This window comes from Streptomyces rhizosphaerihabitans (assembly GCF_025399795.1).
Lineage (GTDB): Bacteria > Actinomycetota > Actinomycetes > Streptomycetales > Streptomycetaceae > Streptomyces > Streptomyces rhizosphaerihabitans.
The window spans coordinates 77192-92537 of record NZ_JAODTZ010000025.1 but is presented as its reverse complement, the minus strand read 5'-3'; the positions used below and the strand labels follow the sequence as shown (position 1 = coordinate 92537).

General features: G+C 70.7%; 12 protein-coding genes. 4 read left to right on the top strand and 8 right to left on the bottom strand.

Features of this window, described 5'->3' with window-relative positions; all coding sequences use genetic code 11:
* Positions 1-2: 2 nt before the first annotated feature.
* Both N4G66_RS24385 and N4G66_RS24380 read left to right on the top strand, forming a co-directional pair.
* The gene (locus tag N4G66_RS24385) at positions 3-743 is read left to right on the top strand and encodes an HAD family hydrolase (RefSeq protein ID WP_261706310.1); all 741 of its coding nucleotides are present in this window, start codon (positions 3-5) and stop codon (positions 741-743) included.
* A complete protein-coding gene (locus N4G66_RS24380) occupies positions 740-3085 on the top strand; it encodes a glycoside hydrolase family 65 protein (protein WP_261706309.1) in 2346 nt (781 codons plus the stop codon). The genes N4G66_RS24385 and N4G66_RS24380 overlap by 4 nt, the downstream gene beginning before the upstream one ends.
* Positions 3086-3111: 26 nt before the next feature.
* Here the strand turns inward: N4G66_RS24380 and N4G66_RS24375 are convergent, their stop codons facing one another.
* The 6 genes from N4G66_RS24375 to N4G66_RS24350 form a co-directional block, all read right to left on the bottom strand.
* Entirely contained in the window at positions 3112-4404 is a 1293-nt protein-coding gene (locus N4G66_RS24375) for a serine hydrolase domain-containing protein (protein ID WP_261706308.1), read from the bottom strand.
* 430 nt (positions 4405-4834) lie between these two features.
* On the bottom strand, positions 4835-6406 hold the full coding sequence (locus N4G66_RS24370; RefSeq protein WP_261706307.1) for a CAP domain-containing protein: 1572 nt from the start codon (positions 6404-6406) through the stop codon (positions 4835-4837).
* An 89-nt stretch (positions 6407-6495) separates the two neighbouring features.
* The gene (locus N4G66_RS24365) at positions 6496-6855 is read right to left on the bottom strand and encodes a DUF1232 domain-containing protein (RefSeq protein ID WP_261706306.1); all 360 of its coding nucleotides are present in this window, start codon (positions 6853-6855) and stop codon (positions 6496-6498) included.
* A gap of 119 nt (positions 6856-6974) precedes the next feature.
* The gene (locus N4G66_RS24360; RefSeq protein ID WP_261706305.1) at positions 6975-7877 is read right to left on the bottom strand and encodes an MBL fold metallo-hydrolase; all 903 of its coding nucleotides are present in this window, start codon (positions 7875-7877) and stop codon (positions 6975-6977) included.
* Positions 7878-7926: 49 nt separating this feature from the next.
* The gene (locus N4G66_RS24355; protein WP_261706304.1) at positions 7927-8310 is read right to left on the bottom strand and encodes a hypothetical protein; all 384 of its coding nucleotides are present in this window, start codon (positions 8308-8310) and stop codon (positions 7927-7929) included.
* A gap of 407 nt (positions 8311-8717) precedes the next feature.
* Positions 8718-9641, bottom strand: a complete 924-nt coding sequence (locus tag N4G66_RS24350; RefSeq protein WP_261706303.1) for a MurR/RpiR family transcriptional regulator — start codon at positions 9639-9641, stop codon at positions 8718-8720.
* A gap of 192 nt (positions 9642-9833) precedes the next feature.
* On the opposite strand from N4G66_RS24350, the gene N4G66_RS24345 reads away from it, so the two are divergent.
* Positions 9834-10232 (top strand): hypothetical protein, encoded by a 399-nt coding sequence (locus tag N4G66_RS24345; protein WP_261706302.1) that lies wholly within the window; start codon positions 9834-9836, stop codon positions 10230-10232.
* On the top strand, positions 10229-11065 hold the full coding sequence (locus N4G66_RS24340) for a DUF1206 domain-containing protein (RefSeq protein ID WP_391858871.1): 837 nt from the start codon (positions 10229-10231) through the stop codon (positions 11063-11065). The genes N4G66_RS24345 and N4G66_RS24340 overlap by 4 nt, the downstream gene beginning before the upstream one ends.
* Positions 11066-11289: 224 nt before the next feature.
* Here the strand turns inward: N4G66_RS24340 and N4G66_RS24335 are convergent, their stop codons facing one another.
* A complete protein-coding gene (locus tag N4G66_RS24335) occupies positions 11290-12582 on the bottom strand; it encodes a ThuA domain-containing protein (RefSeq protein ID WP_261706301.1) in 1293 nt (430 codons plus the stop codon).
* Between the two features lie 22 nt (positions 12583-12604).
* Positions 12605-14851: an RICIN domain-containing protein gene (locus N4G66_RS24330; protein WP_261706300.1), complete on the bottom strand. Its 2247-nt coding sequence runs from the start codon at positions 14849-14851 to the stop codon at positions 12605-12607.
* Positions 14852-15346 lie beyond the last annotated feature (495 nt).

Below are 15346 nucleotides of genomic sequence, written 5' to 3'. Positions count from 1 at the left end.
GTATGACTGAGCTCGGCCTGCCGAAACAGATCCTGGCCTGCCTCTTCGACCTCGACGGGGTCATCACCAAGACCGCCGTGGTGCACGCGGCCGCCTGGAAGCGGACGTTCGACGACTTCCTGCGCGGACGCGACGGCGACGGATTCCGTTCCTTCGACGACGCCGACGACTACGCCGCGTACGTCGACGGGCTGCCACGCGCCGACGGCGTCCGATCCTTCCTCGCCTCGCGCGGCATCGAACTCCCCGAGGGAACACCTGACGACCCACCGGACCGCGCGACCGTCCACGGCCTGGGCAACCGCAAGAACGAGCTGCTCCTCGACATGATCCGCACGGACGGAGTCGAGGCCTACGACGGCACCCTGCGCTACATCGAGGCCGTCCGGGCGCACGGCCTGCGGACCGCGGTCGTCTCCTCCAGCGCCAACTGCCAGGACGTCCTGCGCTCGGTGGGGGCGGAGTCCCTCTTCGACGTACGCATCGACGGTGTCGTCGCCGGCGAACGGCGGCTGCCGGGCAAGCCGCGCCCGGACACCTTCCTGGCCGCGGCGAAGGACCTCGGGGTCGAGCCGTCGGAGGCGGCCGTCTTCGAGGACGCACTCGCCGGCATGGACGCGGGCCGCTCGGGCCACTTCGGGTACGTCGTCGGCGTGGACCGTGTCGGCCAGGGCGCCGCCCTGCGTGCCCACGGCGCCGACATCGTCGTACGCGATCTGGCCGAACTGGGGGAGACCGCGTGATCACCCATGCGTCGTACGGAGTCGAGCCCTGGGCCCTGCGGGAGAGCGAGCTGCACCTCGGGCTGCTGCCGCAGAGCGAGTCCGTGTTCGCCCTCGCCAACGGCCATGTGGGCTGGCGCGGCAACCTCGACGAGGGCGAACCCCACGGCCTCCCCGGCTCCTACCTGGGCGGCGTCCACGAAACGCATCCACTGCCCTACGCGGAGGCGGGCTACGGCTATCCGGAGTCCGGGCAGACGGTCATCAACGTCACCAACGGCAAGATCGTCCGGCTGCTCGTGGACGACGAACCCTTCGACCTGCGCTACGGACGACTGCGTTCCCACGAGCGCGTCCTCGACCTGCGCACCGGGCTGCTCACCCGCACCTGCGAGTGGACCTCACCGGCCGGCTCCACGGTCCGGGTGCGCTCCACCCGGCTCGTCTCCTTCACCCAACGGGCGATCGCGGCCGTCTCCTACGAGGTGGAGCCCGTCGACAGCCGTATCCGGGTCGTCGTCCAGTCGGAGCTGGTCGCCAACGAGCAACTGCCCGGCCGGGACGGAGACCCGCGGGCGGCGATCGCCCTGGACGCGCCGCTGGAGGCGGAGGAGCACTTCGCGGCAGGGCGCCGGCTGCGGCTCGTGCACCGCACGCGGAACAGCGCCCTGCGGGTCGCCGCGGCCGCCGACCACGCGGTCGAGGGACCCGACCGGACCACCATGAGCAGCGAGAGCAGCGACGACGTCGCCCGCCTCACCGTGACCTCCGTGCTGGAGCCCGGCCAGGCACTGCGCCTAGAGAAACTCGTCTCCTACGGCTGGTCGGGAAACCGTTCCCTGCCCGCTCTGCGCGACCAGGTCGACGCTGCGCTCGCCGCCGCCCAGCACAGCGGATGGCAGCAGCTCGTCGACGAACAACGCACCTATCTCGACGACTTCTGGGCGCGCGCCGACGTCGAGGTGGGCGGCGACGAAGCGATCCAGCAGGCGGTCCGCTTCGCCCTCTTCCACGTCCTCCAGGCAGGCGCCCGCGCCGAACAACGTGCCATCCCCGCCAAGGGTCTGACCGGCTCCGGATACGACGGCCACGCCTTCTGGGACACCGAGACCTTCGTCCTGCCGCTGCTCACCTACACCTCGCCCGGTGCCGTCGCCGAGGCGCTGCGCTGGCGCCAGAACACCCTTCCGGCCGCACGCGAGCGGGCCGCCCAACTCGGCCTGGGCGGAGCCGCGTTCCCCTGGCGGACCATAGCGGGCTCGGAGGGCTCGGCGTACTGGCCGGCCGGCACCGCCGCGTTCCATGTGAACGCCGACATCGCCGACGCCGTCATCCGCTACACCGCCGCCACGGGCGACACGCGCTTCGAACGCGACACCGGCGTCGAGCTGTTGACCGAGACGGCCCGGCTGTGGCGCTCCCTGGGACACCACGACCACCAGGGAAGGTTCCACATAGACGGGGTGACGGGGCCCGACGAGTACAGCGCCGTCGCCGACGACAACACGTACACCAACCTGATGGCCCGCGCGAACCTGCTGGCCGCCGCGGACGCCGTCGAGCGGCACCCCCGGCGGGCCGCGGAACTCGGCGTCGACGAGGAGGAGAGCGCGGCCTGGCGCGACGCAGCCGACGCCATGCACATTCCCTACAACCACGAACTCGGCGTCCACGAGCAGAACGCCGGCTTCACCCGCTACCAGCGCTGGGACTTCGCCGCCACCCGCCCCGACCAGTACCCGCTGATGCTGCACTTCCCCTACTTCGACATCTACCGCAAGCAGGTCGTCAAGCAGGCCGACCTCGTGCTCGCCATGTACAAGTGCAGTCCCTTCTTCGACGAGGAGCACAAGGCCCGCAACTTCGCCTACTACGAGCCCCTCACCGTCCGCGACTCCTCCCTGTCGGCCTGCTGCCAGGCCGTCATCGCCGCCGAGACCGGTCATCCGGGCCTCGCCTACGACTACTTGGTCGAGGCCGCGCTGATGGATCTGGAGGACCTGGAGCACAACACCCGCGACGGCCTGCACATCGCCTCGCTCGCCGGGACCTGGACGGCCCTGGTCGCGGGCTTCGGCGGGCTGCGCCACCACGGAGACACCCTGGAGTTCGCGCCCCGGCTGCCCGAACGGTTCAGCCGTCTCGCGTTCTCCCTGGAGGTGCTCGGCCGCCGGCTGCGCGTGGAGATCGGGCAGGACGTCGCCACGTACACGCTCGCGGGCGGCGGCCCCCTGGAGATCCACCACTACCGCGAACCCTTCACCGTCGACGCCGACAAGCCCCACAGCCTGCCCATACCGGCGCCGAGGCTGCGCCCCGCCCCGGATCAGCCGCGGCACCGGCGGCCGAATCCTCAGGGGTGAGACGCGGCGCGGAGGCTGTCGGTGCGTCAGTCGCGGGTGATGGCGGGAGCGATGTCCTCGTGCCGCTCCTCGGGAGCCCAGCCGGGAGCCCAGCCGGGAGCCCAGCCTTGTGCGGCGCCGGGATCGGCGGCCCGTGCGGCGGACATGGTCGCGGGCTTGCCGCAGAACGCGGACTCCAGGGTGCGGTACATGGTGTTGAGGACGGTGGTGTTGTTGGACGTGTTGGCCAGCGCGGTCAGGCTGCGTTTGCCGTCCTTCGTGGTAAAGGCGTACGTGTAGTAGCCCTGCACGGTGCCCGTGTGCCCGTACACGGAGATCCCGCACGACAGATCGCGGCGGCGCAGGCCGAGGCCGTAGGACGTGTTGCTGTTGACCCGCGTCCACTTCGTCATCTGGGTGAGCTGGGCGGCGGACATCAGCTTGCCGCGCAGCAGGGCGGAGAAGAAGGCGTCCAGGTCGTGCGGGGTGGAGATGATGGCGCCCGCGCTCTGTGCCCAGGAGGCGGTCTGCTTCGTGGAGTCCACCAGGGCCGCTCCCGCCGTGTCGGGCCTGAGATAGCCGTTGGCGTGGCGGCCCGGGATCAGGGTGCCGGGATGGACGTAGAAGGTGTTCGTGAGGCTCAGCGGGGTGAAGATGCGCTTCTGGTACTCGGTGCCGACGCTGTGCCCGGTCAGCTTCTCGATCAGCATGCCGGCGACGACGAAGTTGGTGTTCGAGTACGAATAGGCGGCCCCCGGCGCGTTGGTGCGCGGCTTTTGCAGCGACAGTTTCACCAGGTCGCGGTAGCTGAACACCTTGTTGCGGACGGCTTCGAAGCCGGAGACCGTCCGGGCGAACATGTCGTTGGTGTAGTCGTACAGACCACTGCGATGGCTCAGTACGTGCCGCACGGTGATCCTGTTGTCGGGGAGCAGACCCGGCAGATAGCTGTTGACCGACTTGTCGAGCTTCAGCTTTCCCTCGTCGACCAGTTGGAGCAGCACCACGGCGGAGAAGGTCTTGGTGACGCTGCCGACGCGGAACCGGTCGTTCGTGCTGATGGTCCGTCCGGTGGCCCGGTCGTCGACCCCCTCGACCAGCCGGTGCACCGTGCCGTTGTCGTCGATTCTCGCCATCGCGCCGGGTGCTCCCTGGCTGCGCGCCGTACGCAGGATCGCGCGCAGGCCCGCGTCGTCGGGCGCCGCGGTGGCGGCCACCGCCACCCGTTCGGTGCCCGCGCCGGGCGTGCCCGCAGGCGTGGTCGCCTGCGCCGGGGCCGCCAGCAGGGACACCACGACCGCGCCGAGCGCCGTGCCCGTACCCACCGTTGCTGAGACCATCTGATTCTTCTCCCGAGTGCCATCTGCCGGTTCGACGTGCCGGCTCGGACCGCGCCGCGGATGCGGGCGTCGGCACCATCTGTACGCGCTGAAGGCGCGCGCGGGTTGCATTGCGCGGGGATGAAGCGCAAACGGTGAAGCGGAATCGGCGAATTGGCGGAAAGGCGCTCTGCCGGGCGGCGCCTTGTCCGCACTTGGGTCCGTGCGCCGCCGAGCACGGCGTTCCGACGGTCCGGGTGCTCCGACCGGTGGTGCGCGACGACGCGGTGCGGGTGACCGCCGGCAGTGGGTGATGTGGGGAGCGGGTGACCGCGAGCGGTGGGGGACGGTCGACAGGGGCTGACGGCGGTCAGGGGCTGACCGCCGTCAGGGCTGACGATGGTCGCGGGGCCGGCGCTGGCCGCGGGACCGACGAGGGGCTGACGAGGGGTCAGCCGCCGAAGAGCTGGGTCCAGTACGTGCCCGCCCGGCTGCCGCCGGCGAGGCCGATGCCTATGTGGGTGAAGTCGCGCTTGAGGATGTTGGCGCGATGGCCGGGACTGTCCATCCAGCCGCGGACCACCTCGGCGGGGGAGCGCTGCCCGCAGGCGATGTTCTCGCCGATGGAGCGGCGGGTGCAGCCCGCTGCGGCGGCCCGGTCCCAGGGCCGGCTGCCGTCGGGGGATTCGTGCGCGTAGAAGTCGCGGGCCACCATGTCGGCGCTGTGGGCCTGAGCCGCGGTGGTGAGCGTCGCGTCGGCGGACAGGGGCGGCAGGCCGGCCGAGGCCCGCTCGGTGTTGGTGAGCGCGATGACCTCGCGCGCCGTCCGCTCCAGGCCCGCGGGGCTGAACGGCCGCGCCCACAGGGCTGTCCAGTACAGGTCGCCCGAGCGGGCGTCGGGGACGCACGCCAGTCCTGTCTGGTCGAACGCGGGGTCGCACAGGGTGCGCCGGGACTGCTCGGAGGAGAGGCAGTACTCGACGAACTCGTGCGGGGTGCGCGGACCGGAGACCAGGTGCTCGCCGATGGTCAGGTACGGGTAACCGGCCGCGATGACGCGTTGGTAGACGGAGGTGCCCTGCGGGCTCTCCGAACTGAGCAGGCCGCGGGCCGCCATGGCACCGGCGTGGTCCCGTGCCGCTGCCGTCAGCCGGGCGTCGAGGCGGACGGGCGGTGAACCGGCGGCGGCGCGTGCGGAGTTCACCGGTCCCAGGAATCCGTCCGTGTCGGGGCCGCCGTCCGGCGTCCCCACGGGTCCGCCCCACACCTGTTCGCCTCTCACCTGTCCGCCCCTCGCGGGCACGAGGCGTCCGGCAGCCGACGCGGAGGTGCCCCCGGTCCGGGGTGCGGTGACCCGCCCGGCTCGGGTTGCGGAGGTCTGCCCGGCCCCGGGGGCGCCTGGCCCGGCGCCTGTCCCGGCTCCCGGCGCGGAGCTCTGCCCGGTCCCGGGTGCGGCGCCCCGTCCGGCTCCCGGCCCCGTGCCCCGTCCCGTCAGGGGCCCGCCACCCGGTGCCGCGCTCGCCGTCGCCCCCGACGGCGTGGTGTCCTCGGTGACCTCGACCCCGAAATCCCGCGCGACGCCCGCCAGTCCGTCCGCGTACCCCTGCCCGAGGGCACGGAGTTTCCAGGCCGTGCCGCGTCGGTACAGCTCGGCGAGGAGCAGCACCGTCTCGCGCTGCGGCCGGGGCGGGGTGAACCGGGCCAGGGCGCGGCCGTCCGATCCTGTGACCTGCAGGGTGGGGGAGGGAAGCCGGCCCAGCGGAGTCGCGGGGTCGGCGGGGCTGACGACGAGGGTGACACGGGCCGCTCCGGGCCTCAGTCGCACCGGATCGACGGTGAGACGGTCGCCGTCGAGACGGGCGCCGGGCGCGGCCGGCTGGTTGTAGAACACGAAGTCGCCGTCGCCGCGCACCTTGCCACTGTCGTCGGTGATCAGCGCGGACACGTCGAAGGGGCCCGGCACCCTGAGGGTCAGGACCCCGTCCGGCAGGGGCGTGTTGCCCCCGGGAACCAGCTCGCTCATGCCGCCGCCCGTCGATGTGGTGATCCGTGCCTGCCGCGCTCCGGGGCGCGGAGCACGGGCCGTCGACCGCTCAACGGACCACCCGCGCCCTAGGGTTCCCGGGACCTGCGCGGGACCGGTCGCGGGCCGGGCACGGCGTCGAGGCCGCCGGGGGCGGCGGGCGGCCGGAGCGATGACAAGGGGGGTGCCGCGGCGCGCAGCGAGCGCAGGGCGAGCAGCAGGACTCCGATGTCGTCCAGGTAGACCGGGTCGGGCAGCAGGTCGGTCGGCAGCACCAGATAGGCGACGGCGCCCCAGAACACCCAGCGGGGTCCGGTCGGCAGTCCGGCCCGCCGCAGGTCACGGCGGGTGCGAACGAGGCGGAGCAGGAGCACCAGCGCCCCCGCGAGCGCGGCGGCCGCGAGGACCGCGACGATGACGAGGACCAGGGTCCATGAGGTCGAATCCATGCGTCCGTCCAGAGATCTCGTCGGGGTGTGCTTCCCTTCCGTGTGCCCGCTCGCGCCCAGGCTACCGCCCCGGGTAGGGCCGTCCGTGTCCGCGTTCCGGGACAGCGGGTGCGTACGGGTCAGCCTTCGCCGGGTGTGTCGCGGCGGCAGATGACGAAGTCGTCGAAGACATGCCGGCCGGGTCGCGGGCCGACGGATTCGACGGCCCTGCGGATGTCCAGCAGCTGATCCGTGGTCATCTGCAGCGGGGGCTCGTCGGGCTGATAGGTGGTGCGCACGGGGTAGTCCCGCCCCGGTTCCCGGGTCATCTCGATGTGGCAGCCGAGCACGTGGGTGACGGGGCGCCGCCCGCAGAAGTCGATCAGACGGTCGACGGTGCGGGTGAAGGCGGCCCAGTCCTCGACGTACAGGCGCCCCGGATAGACCGTGTCGCCCGTGAGCAGGAACCCGGTCCAGGGGTCGAAGAATGTCACCGAGGCCTCGTGGTGCCCCGGCGTGGCGAGACACTCCAGCACCCGGCCGCCGAGATCGACCCGGGCGACGGCGTCGGGATCGTCCCGGAACCCGAAGAAGTCCCAGGCGCTGTCGAGCGCCGCGTCCACGACCTCGGTGCCGGGGCGGCCGGTGAACTGACCGTCCCCCGCGATGTGGTCGCCGTGCGGATGCGTGTGCAGCACCAGCAGCCCGTAGTCGTCCCGCGGATGCCCGGCCAGCCAGGACTTCATCACCTCGTCGACGACGCGACGCAGCGGGAAGTGGTCGGCCGAGGCCGTGGCGCCCGTGTCGATCAGCACGGCCCGCGCCGTCCCGAAGAGCAGGAACATGAAGGGCGCTTCGTAGTCGATCGCCATGTTCTGGCGAAGGATCACCGTGTGCTCGTCGTAGGCGTGGACCTGGATGTCCGGATCCGTGTTGTGCTTGGCCGAGGGCGAGCCGTGGATCCACCGCACGTCGAGAGGTGCGGCAGGTGCGGAATCTTCGCCCCCACGGGCGCCGTCGGTCTGCTGCCCAGCAGTGTCCACGCTGTCTCCTCGGGCTCGGTCCTGCCGGACCACGGCAGGGCCCGGGACCTCAGTTTCGCGGGTGGGCGTGGTCCACCAGCGCCTGGGACACCGTACGGATGCTCCGGGCGATGTGCTGAAGCTGCATGACCTCGGCGGCGTACAGCTTGATGGTGTGCTCGATGACCCCCTCCTGCAGGCCGAGGCCGGGCAGCTCTGAGCGGGCGGTCTGCAGTGCCGTGCGGGCGACCCTTATCTCCTGCTGCACCTGGAGGTGCGCGTGGCGGGCGAGCAGGACGGGGTGCTTGTGCAGGACGGGGTAGCTCGCGTAGCGGCTCGGCACCAGCTCGCGCAGCCATTTCACCGCCGATCGCTCCCAGTCGAAACTGCCGGGGGTCTTGACCTGGCACGGCCAGTCCGAGGTGATCGGTGAATACGTCAGGGCCATGTTCATCGCTTCCGGGGTACGTCGGCGGGGGACTCTGGGGCGGCCCCGGCATAGGGGATGACCGGGGCCGCCACCACGGGTCTCGCGGGCGAGACCCGTTCGAACACCCGGGACCCGGTGCGGGTAGGAGCGGACGGCCCCGGGTGGTCATGGGTCGTGACCTGGAAGCATCCGGGGCACGATCCGAAAGAAGTATTTATATATGCCGCCGGATGCGCAAGGACATGAAAACATTCATGCGCGCTTTGATGTGAATGATCCCGTGATGCCGCGGTGACAGCCGGTACGGGAAAGGGGTTCGGCGGGGGTCGCGAGGCGCCTCGTGCCGTGACACGGCCCCGCGCGGCGAGGAGGTCGGCCCGTGCGAGGCGGTCGCGCCGCCGCGCGATCCGTCCCCGCCGTGGTGGCGGGGTTCAGTCCCGCAGGAAGAACTGGTGCTGCTCGGCGACCTGCTCGTACTCCTCCAGGCGCGCCTGCGTGCGCTCCGGATCCGCGTCGGTCATGGCCTGGAGCAGCGCCGCGGACAGCACCACGGGTGCCGCGTAGGAGTCGAAGACGAGGCGGGAGCCGGTGCCGGTGGCGAAGGTGACGTCGGCCTCGTCGGCCAGCGGGCCGAGCCCCAGGTCGGTGATCAGGGCCACCTGGAGGCCGGCGCTGCGCGCGACCCGCATGGCCGTGAGCGTCTCCTGGGCGTGCCGGGGCATTCCGAAGGCCAGGACCCAGGTGCCACCCGCCTCGCGTGACTGGAGCAGCGCGTCGTAGGCGACCGAGCCGCCGCGCGTCACCACACGCACGTCCGGGTGGATACGGCGGGCGGCGTACGCGAAGTACTCGGCCAGCGAGACGGAGATCCGCAGGCCGAGAACCGTCAGCGGCGCCGACTTCGACAGGGCCCGGCCGACGCGGATGATCTGGTCGGGATCGGCGAAGTCCCGGCGCAGGTTCTCCAGGTTCTCGATCTCGGCGTCCACCGCGGCCTGGAGCTCGTTGCTCGTGACCTCGGCCGGGGTCCCCGGTGTGCTGCCGAGGGTGCTCAGCGCGATGGCCTGGAGGCTCTCCCGCAGGGCGGGGTAACCGCTGAACCCCACCGCCGCCGCGAAGCGGGTCACGGAGGGCTGGCTCACGCCGACCCGCTCGGCGAGGTCGGTGATCGACAGGAACGCCGCCTCGGTGATGTGCTCGATCAGGTACTGGGCGATGCGCCGCTGGCCCGGGGAGAGCCGGGGGCCGTCGAACAGTTCCCTGAGCTGGGACGTGGGCGCGGCGCCCGCCTCGGGAGCCGTCTTTCCCGAGGTGATCGCGGATGCCTGGGCGCGTGCCTGCTGCGGCGATGGCACCGGTGCGCCTCCTTCATGTCCCACGAGAACTCAACATAGCTCACGGACCTTTCTGACCTGGGCCGGTATTGGTGCAAGCAATGCGTGCGTTCCTTGTTTCGCGCGGGATCGAGGGGTACCCGCAGGGGCATCACGACGTGCTCGTGCGCGGGCGCGCGTGCCTGTTTCGCCGACGCGAGGGAGAGGGTTTTCATGAGCGTGCAACAACTGCCCGCGTCAACGGTTCACGTGATGCTCGGTGACTGTTCCGCGGCCGATGCCAAGAGCGTGCTCGCCGTCCTGTCCGGTCGCTTCACCGCGGACCGGGAGAGCGCGGACGAGCCCCACGAGTCCGCGAGCGGCAGACCGACGGTCTGGACCGCGCTGTTCGACACGGCCGGTGACCCCCGAGGCGGTGCCGTGTCTGTCGTGGAACTTTCGGGGCAGCCGACGGTGGAGGCACAAGGTGGTCCCCTCGCGACGCTGCGTCTGCGGGAGGCACTCGGTGCCGCCTTCACCGTGCACGAGCTGGGCACGGAGGCCGGTGACCAGGAGGTTCAGATGAAGCTGCGGCTGGATTCGAGTACGGCGCACGAGACGCGGTCCGGGTGAACGCCGGGACGGCGGCGCGTGGCTCGGAGATCGGCGCCCGCCGCGCGGCGACCGGCTCGGCACGGGAGGGAGCGGCACGCGCGGGACTGGCCGCGCGAGGGGTGATCTACGCCCTGGTCGGCGTACTGGCCCTGCGCATCGCCTTCGGTGAGGGCGGCGGGCGGCAGGCGGACCGGGGCGGTGCCCTGGAGGAGATCGCCTCCAAGCCGTTCGGGGCGGCCCTGCTGTGGGCCCTCGGCGCCGGGCTCGTCGGAATGGCGTTGTGGCGGCTGTCCGAGGCGCTGTTCGGCGCCGCCGGGCAGGGCGGCGGCGCGGCGGGCAAGCGCCTGATGTCGGGCGCGCGGTGCGTGTTCTACGGGTTCGTCGCCTACTCCGTGCTGGCCTTCGCCGCCGGCTCGCGCGGCAGCGGTTCGGGCGACCGGCAGTCCCGCGACGTCACGGCCAAGGCGCTCGGTATGCCCGGTGGCCAGTGGATCGTCGGCATCGCCGGCGTGGGACTGGTCGTGGCGGGCGGCTGGATCGCCGTACGGGCCGTCATGCGCAAGTACCACAAGCACCTGAAGCTCGGTGAGATGTCGCGACGGGTCCGCAGGGCGGTCGACACGGCCGGCGTGGGCGGCGGGGCCGCGCGGGGTGTGGTGTTCGCCGCCGCGGGGGCCTTCGCGGTGCGTGCCGCCGTGGACTACCGACCCGACCAGGCCAAGGGGATGGACGGAACGCTGCGGTCCTTCGCCGGAACCCCGGTGGGTCCGTGGCTGCTGGCCTGCGTCGCCGCCGGGCTGGTCCTGTTCGGGCTGTTCTCCTTCGCCATGGCGCGGTGGCGGAGGGTGTGACGCCTGGTAGGCCCTTCTCGCGGGGCTTCTTGCGAGCCTCGTCGCGCGACCGGACCCGCGCGGTCAAGTGTGCGCGAAGCCTCGACGCTCGCCGCGAACATCGGCGTCGGGGCCTTCCTGCCCGACGGAACCGGGTCGGCCCGGTTGCCCCGCACCTGGCCTACGACGAAAGGGTGCCCTCGTCGCACGCGCGCGACGAGGGCACCCTTTCGTGCATTGATCGGTCAGGGCTGCGCGGTGAGTGCGAAGCTCTGTGCGGCCGAGCCGTCACAGGTGCGCTGGGTGAGCTGCACGCTGTTCGTCGCGGAAGCCGCCGCGCTCAGACACTTGCCGCTGTGCCGGGCAGTGAAGTGATAGCGCCCGGTGCTCTCCTTCACCGGCTGCCACTGCTGGTTCTGGCCGCCCGACCAACTCCACAGCTGCAACGCCGCGTTGTCGGCCGTCGAGCGGTCGGTGACGTCGATGACCTGCTGCGGATTCGGACGGAGCGTGATCCGCGTGTAGCCGCTGTCCGTCGAGCGGAACTGGAACTGCTGCGCCTGCGTGCCGTTGCACGCGTACTGCTGGATCGCGGTCCCGTTCGCCGTGCCGGCCGAACGGGCGTCCACGCAGGTGCCGTTGCCGGAGTTGGCCAGTGAATACCAGGTGGTCTCGGAGATCGGATCCGCCGGTGGCACCGGTGTGTCCGCCCCGCCGAGCCACTTGAGCCCGTCCAGCAGGAACCGGTTCTGCGTCGCGCTGGCGAACGTCGACGACAGCGTGGTGTTCGTCGCGTAGTCCATCGCGTTGTGGCCGAAGTTCGCGTACAGCATCCGGTACTTCGAGTTGGTCCACAGAATCGGGTAGTAGCCGCTGTTCCAGGTCTGGTTGGGGTCCGTGCCGAGCGGGAAGCTGCTCGGGTCGATCGAGGCGAGAATCCTGATGTCCGGATTCTGCCGCAGGTCGTTGGACCAGCTGTACCACTCGCTGACCGACGAGGTGAAGGTCGCGGGCAGGTTGGCGGTGGAGGGATGCGTCCGGTCCTCGACCTTCAGGACGGCCGTGGTCGGCCCCCAGGTGTTGGACTTGAAGTCACCGCTGCCGAGGAACTGGTTGTGATACCAGGACCAGCTCTGCGCGTCGGTGGTGAAGGCTGAGACGTGGAAGCCCAGCCAGCCGCCGCCCCCGCGCATGTACTGCTCGAAACCGGAGCGTTGGGCCGCGGTCTGCGGCAGGTCGTCGAGAAACAGGACGACCTGGTACGCGTTCACGCCTCCGTTGCTGAGCAGGTCCCAGTTGTTGCTTGCCGTGTAGGTGAAGCCGTTCGCCGCGGCCTGCTTCGGGAACCAGTCGTTCGCCTCGTGGACGAAGCTGATGTGGGCGGCGTCCCAGGTGCCGTTGTAGAGGGCGAGCACCTTGAACGGGGCCGCTGTGGCGGTGGCGTGCGCGGCGGGTGGTGCCGCGAGTCCGAGCAGGGTCGCCAGCAGGACGAGGACCCGCAGGACACCGCGCGCCGGACCGGATTCGCTGATGCGCATCCGACTCTCCTTCCCGTACGTCTCAGGGGTAGCTGACGAGATTGGCGACATTGGTCGAGGAGTTGGACGGGCCGCCCCGGTCGTTGACGACGTGCCGGATGGTGCCCGTACCGCCCAGGGAGACCGTCACCATGTCCTTGAAGCGCACGTTCGCGTTGCTGGGCGCCTCGATGGCGTGCTCGGCGGCGACAGCGGAGTTGACGTTGAAGTAGCAGTAGCTGCCGAAGCCGTACACCTGATGGCTCGTCACGGAGGCGGCGACCTTGTAGGCGGCGTAGCCCTGGGTCGAACCGTTCATCCACGCCGCCTGGTTGGGCGGGTCGTACGGCATCTCGTTCTGGTAGAAGTACGTGCGGCCGCCGTTGCCGTTCCAGACGGTCTGGTACTTCTGGTAATGCTCGACGAACAGCCCGTACATGGTCACGTCGTCGCCGTTCACGACGAGCCCGGTGTCGGCCGTGTTGCTGGTCCAGCCGACCCCGCTGCCGTGGTCCGCGCGCCACAGCCACAGGTGGTCGCCGATGACGTCGTCGCTGTTGATGGTCAGGCTGGTGGTGGCCTTGCCGACGCCCGCGCCGCCGATGCGGAAGAACACGTCGTGCAGGGAGCTCGGGTCGGCGCCGTGGTCGGCCGAGGAGCCGCTCGGTCCCATCTCCAGCAGCTGCGCGGAGTTGGTGGTGCCCGCGTCGATCAGCAGCCCGGCGAGCTGGACGCCGTTCACATCGGCGACCGTCATCGCGGTGATTCCGTTGTCGGGGACGAGCGTGGCGAGACCGAGACCCAGCACCACGGTGTCGGGCCGGGTGACCTTGAGCGTCTGGTCCAGGTGGTAGACACCCGGCGTCACCAGCAGGTTCTTTCCTTGAGCCAGCGCGTCGTTCAGCTGCGCCGCCGTCGCGCCCGGCTTCACGATGAAGAAGTCGGAGAGCGGCAGGGATGTGCCCGCAGGAGCTCCCGAACTCCAGCTCGTGCCGCTGGAGTTGGTGCGCACGGACGGTACGAACACCTTCCAGGCGCCCGCCGAGTCGACGTACAGGAAGGGCTTCTCACGCGAGACGGGCGCCTGGTCCACCGTCGTGTACGGCGGGCTCGGGAAACTGTTCGCGGGGGCGTTCTTCGCGCCGACGAACACCATGTTCCAGTTGGAGCCGGTCCAGTTCGACCACTCGGTGTTCCGCGACAGCCACTGCTGCTGCGAACCGGAGTTGACCTGACCGTCGATCTTCGTGTCGGCCATGTAGCCGCCGCTTGACCAGCCGCCGTCGTCCAGCGCCAGGTTGCCGCGCAGGTGCATCCGCCGGTAGGGGGCCGCCTGCGACACCGCCCACCGGTCGGAGCCGGACGTGGGGGTCACCGACAGGTTCTCCGCCGAACGCCAGAAGTTCTGGGTCGCGTTGCCCTGGAACCAGTCCGCCTCGGCGTGCACCGCGCCCTGGATGTTGACGTCGTCGGGGGACAGGCCGAGACCCGCGACCTGGGTGTAGAAGCCGACGTTCGCGTTGGCGCTGTAGGTGCCCGGCTTGAACAGGAAGGCCTTGCGGGCGGTGCCGAACTGGTTGGTCTCCTGCTGGGAGAAGGCCGAGTCGAGGCTGCTCTGGATGGTCGCGGCCGGTGTCGACGGGTCGAAGACGGTGACGTTCGGGCCCAGGTCCGGTGTCCCCGGCGGCTGTTGTGTGTCCACCGCGTTGACATAGAAGGACTGGGCCGCCGTGCCGTTGCAGGTGTACTGCTGGAGCTGCACGCTGTCGGCGGTGGAGGCACTCGGCACGTCGAGGCACTTGCCGCTGTTGCGGTTCACGAAGTGGTAGGCGCCGCCGGCCTCCGCCACGGCCTGCCACTGCTGGTTGGTGCCACCGCCGTACGCCCACAGCTGCACCAGCGCGTTGTCGGCGGCCGAGACGTCGGTGATGTCCCAGGCCTTGGTGGCGTCGGCCCGGTTGTCGACCTGGGAGTACCCGCTCGACGTGGCGGCGAACTGCCACTGCTGGGCCTGGCTGCTGTTGCAGGCGTACTGCTGGACCGCAGTGCCGTTCGCCGTTGCGGCGGCGCGGGCGTCGACGCACTTGCCGCTGCCCGCGTTGACGACGGTGGCCCAGCCGGTCGGTACCGCGGCGGCCTGCGCGACCGCGTCGTTCTGGGCGGCTGCGTTCTGCGAGCCGACGGTCAGGCCCGATACCGTTGTCGCCACGAGCGCGGTCACCGTCAGCAGCCTGGCCGTTCGATGGCGCCCGGGCTCTCTTCCGGATCCGGGCAGGGGAAATCTGGACATGGGGGACACTCCTGAACTGGTGGGGGGTTCATGTCCGTGAACAGCGAATGCATTCATGGAGTCGTGGTGATCGGTGAACCTAAAGGTCTGCACCAAAGACGTCAAGATGTGAAACAAAGAACCCTTTGAAATCGGCTGTCAGTGCAAGGAGTTGAACGTCTCGACGGCCGGCTGGCCCTGAACTCGGCCCCATGGCAAGGGTGTTCGTCGGTGCGGCGCGGTTGGGACCCGGCGTCGGCCTACGGTGCCGCCGACGGTCCGCGCGACCGCGAAGGGATCGCGACGACCTGCGCACCTCGTCACGGCGGATCGCGGTTCACTTCTTGAATCCGCGTCACCTTCGCGTTCCGGAACGGCGTCCCCGGTGTGGGGTTTCTTACAAGGTGGTGACAGGGCAGCGAACCACACCCTCCTCACCCGCATCTCAGGGCACTCTGGTTCCGGGTCGGTGACTCCTGTCCTGGAGAGACACGGGAATCCACCGGCCACCGCGCC

Excerpts from the sequence above, each read along its gene's own strand:
- N4G66_RS24385 (WP_261706310.1), top strand. The coding sequence starts at position 3 with ATGACTGAGCTCGGCCTGCCGAAACAGATCCTGGCCTGCCTCTTCGAC.
- N4G66_RS24375 (WP_261706308.1), bottom strand. The coding sequence starts at position 4,404 with ATGGTCTCAGCAACGGTGGGTACGGGCACGGCGCTCGGCGCGGTCGTG.
- N4G66_RS24370 (WP_261706307.1), bottom strand. The coding sequence starts at position 6,406 with ATGAGCGAGCTGGTTCCCGGGGGCAACACGCCCCTGCCGGACGGGGTC.
- N4G66_RS24365 (WP_261706306.1), bottom strand. The coding sequence starts at position 6,855 with ATGGATTCGACCTCATGGACCCTGGTCCTCGTCATCGTCGCGGTCCTC.
- N4G66_RS24355 (WP_261706304.1), bottom strand. The coding sequence starts at position 8,310 with ATGAACATGGCCCTGACGTATTCACCGATCACCTCGGACTGGCCGTGC.
- N4G66_RS24345 (WP_261706302.1), top strand. The coding sequence starts at position 9,834 with ATGAGCGTGCAACAACTGCCCGCGTCAACGGTTCACGTGATGCTCGGT.
- N4G66_RS24335 (WP_261706301.1), bottom strand. The coding sequence starts at position 12,582 with ATGCGCATCAGCGAATCCGGTCCGGCGCGCGGTGTCCTGCGGGTCCTC.
- N4G66_RS24330 (WP_261706300.1), bottom strand. The coding sequence starts at position 14,851 with ATGTCCAGATTTCCCCTGCCCGGATCCGGAAGAGAGCCCGGGCGCCAT.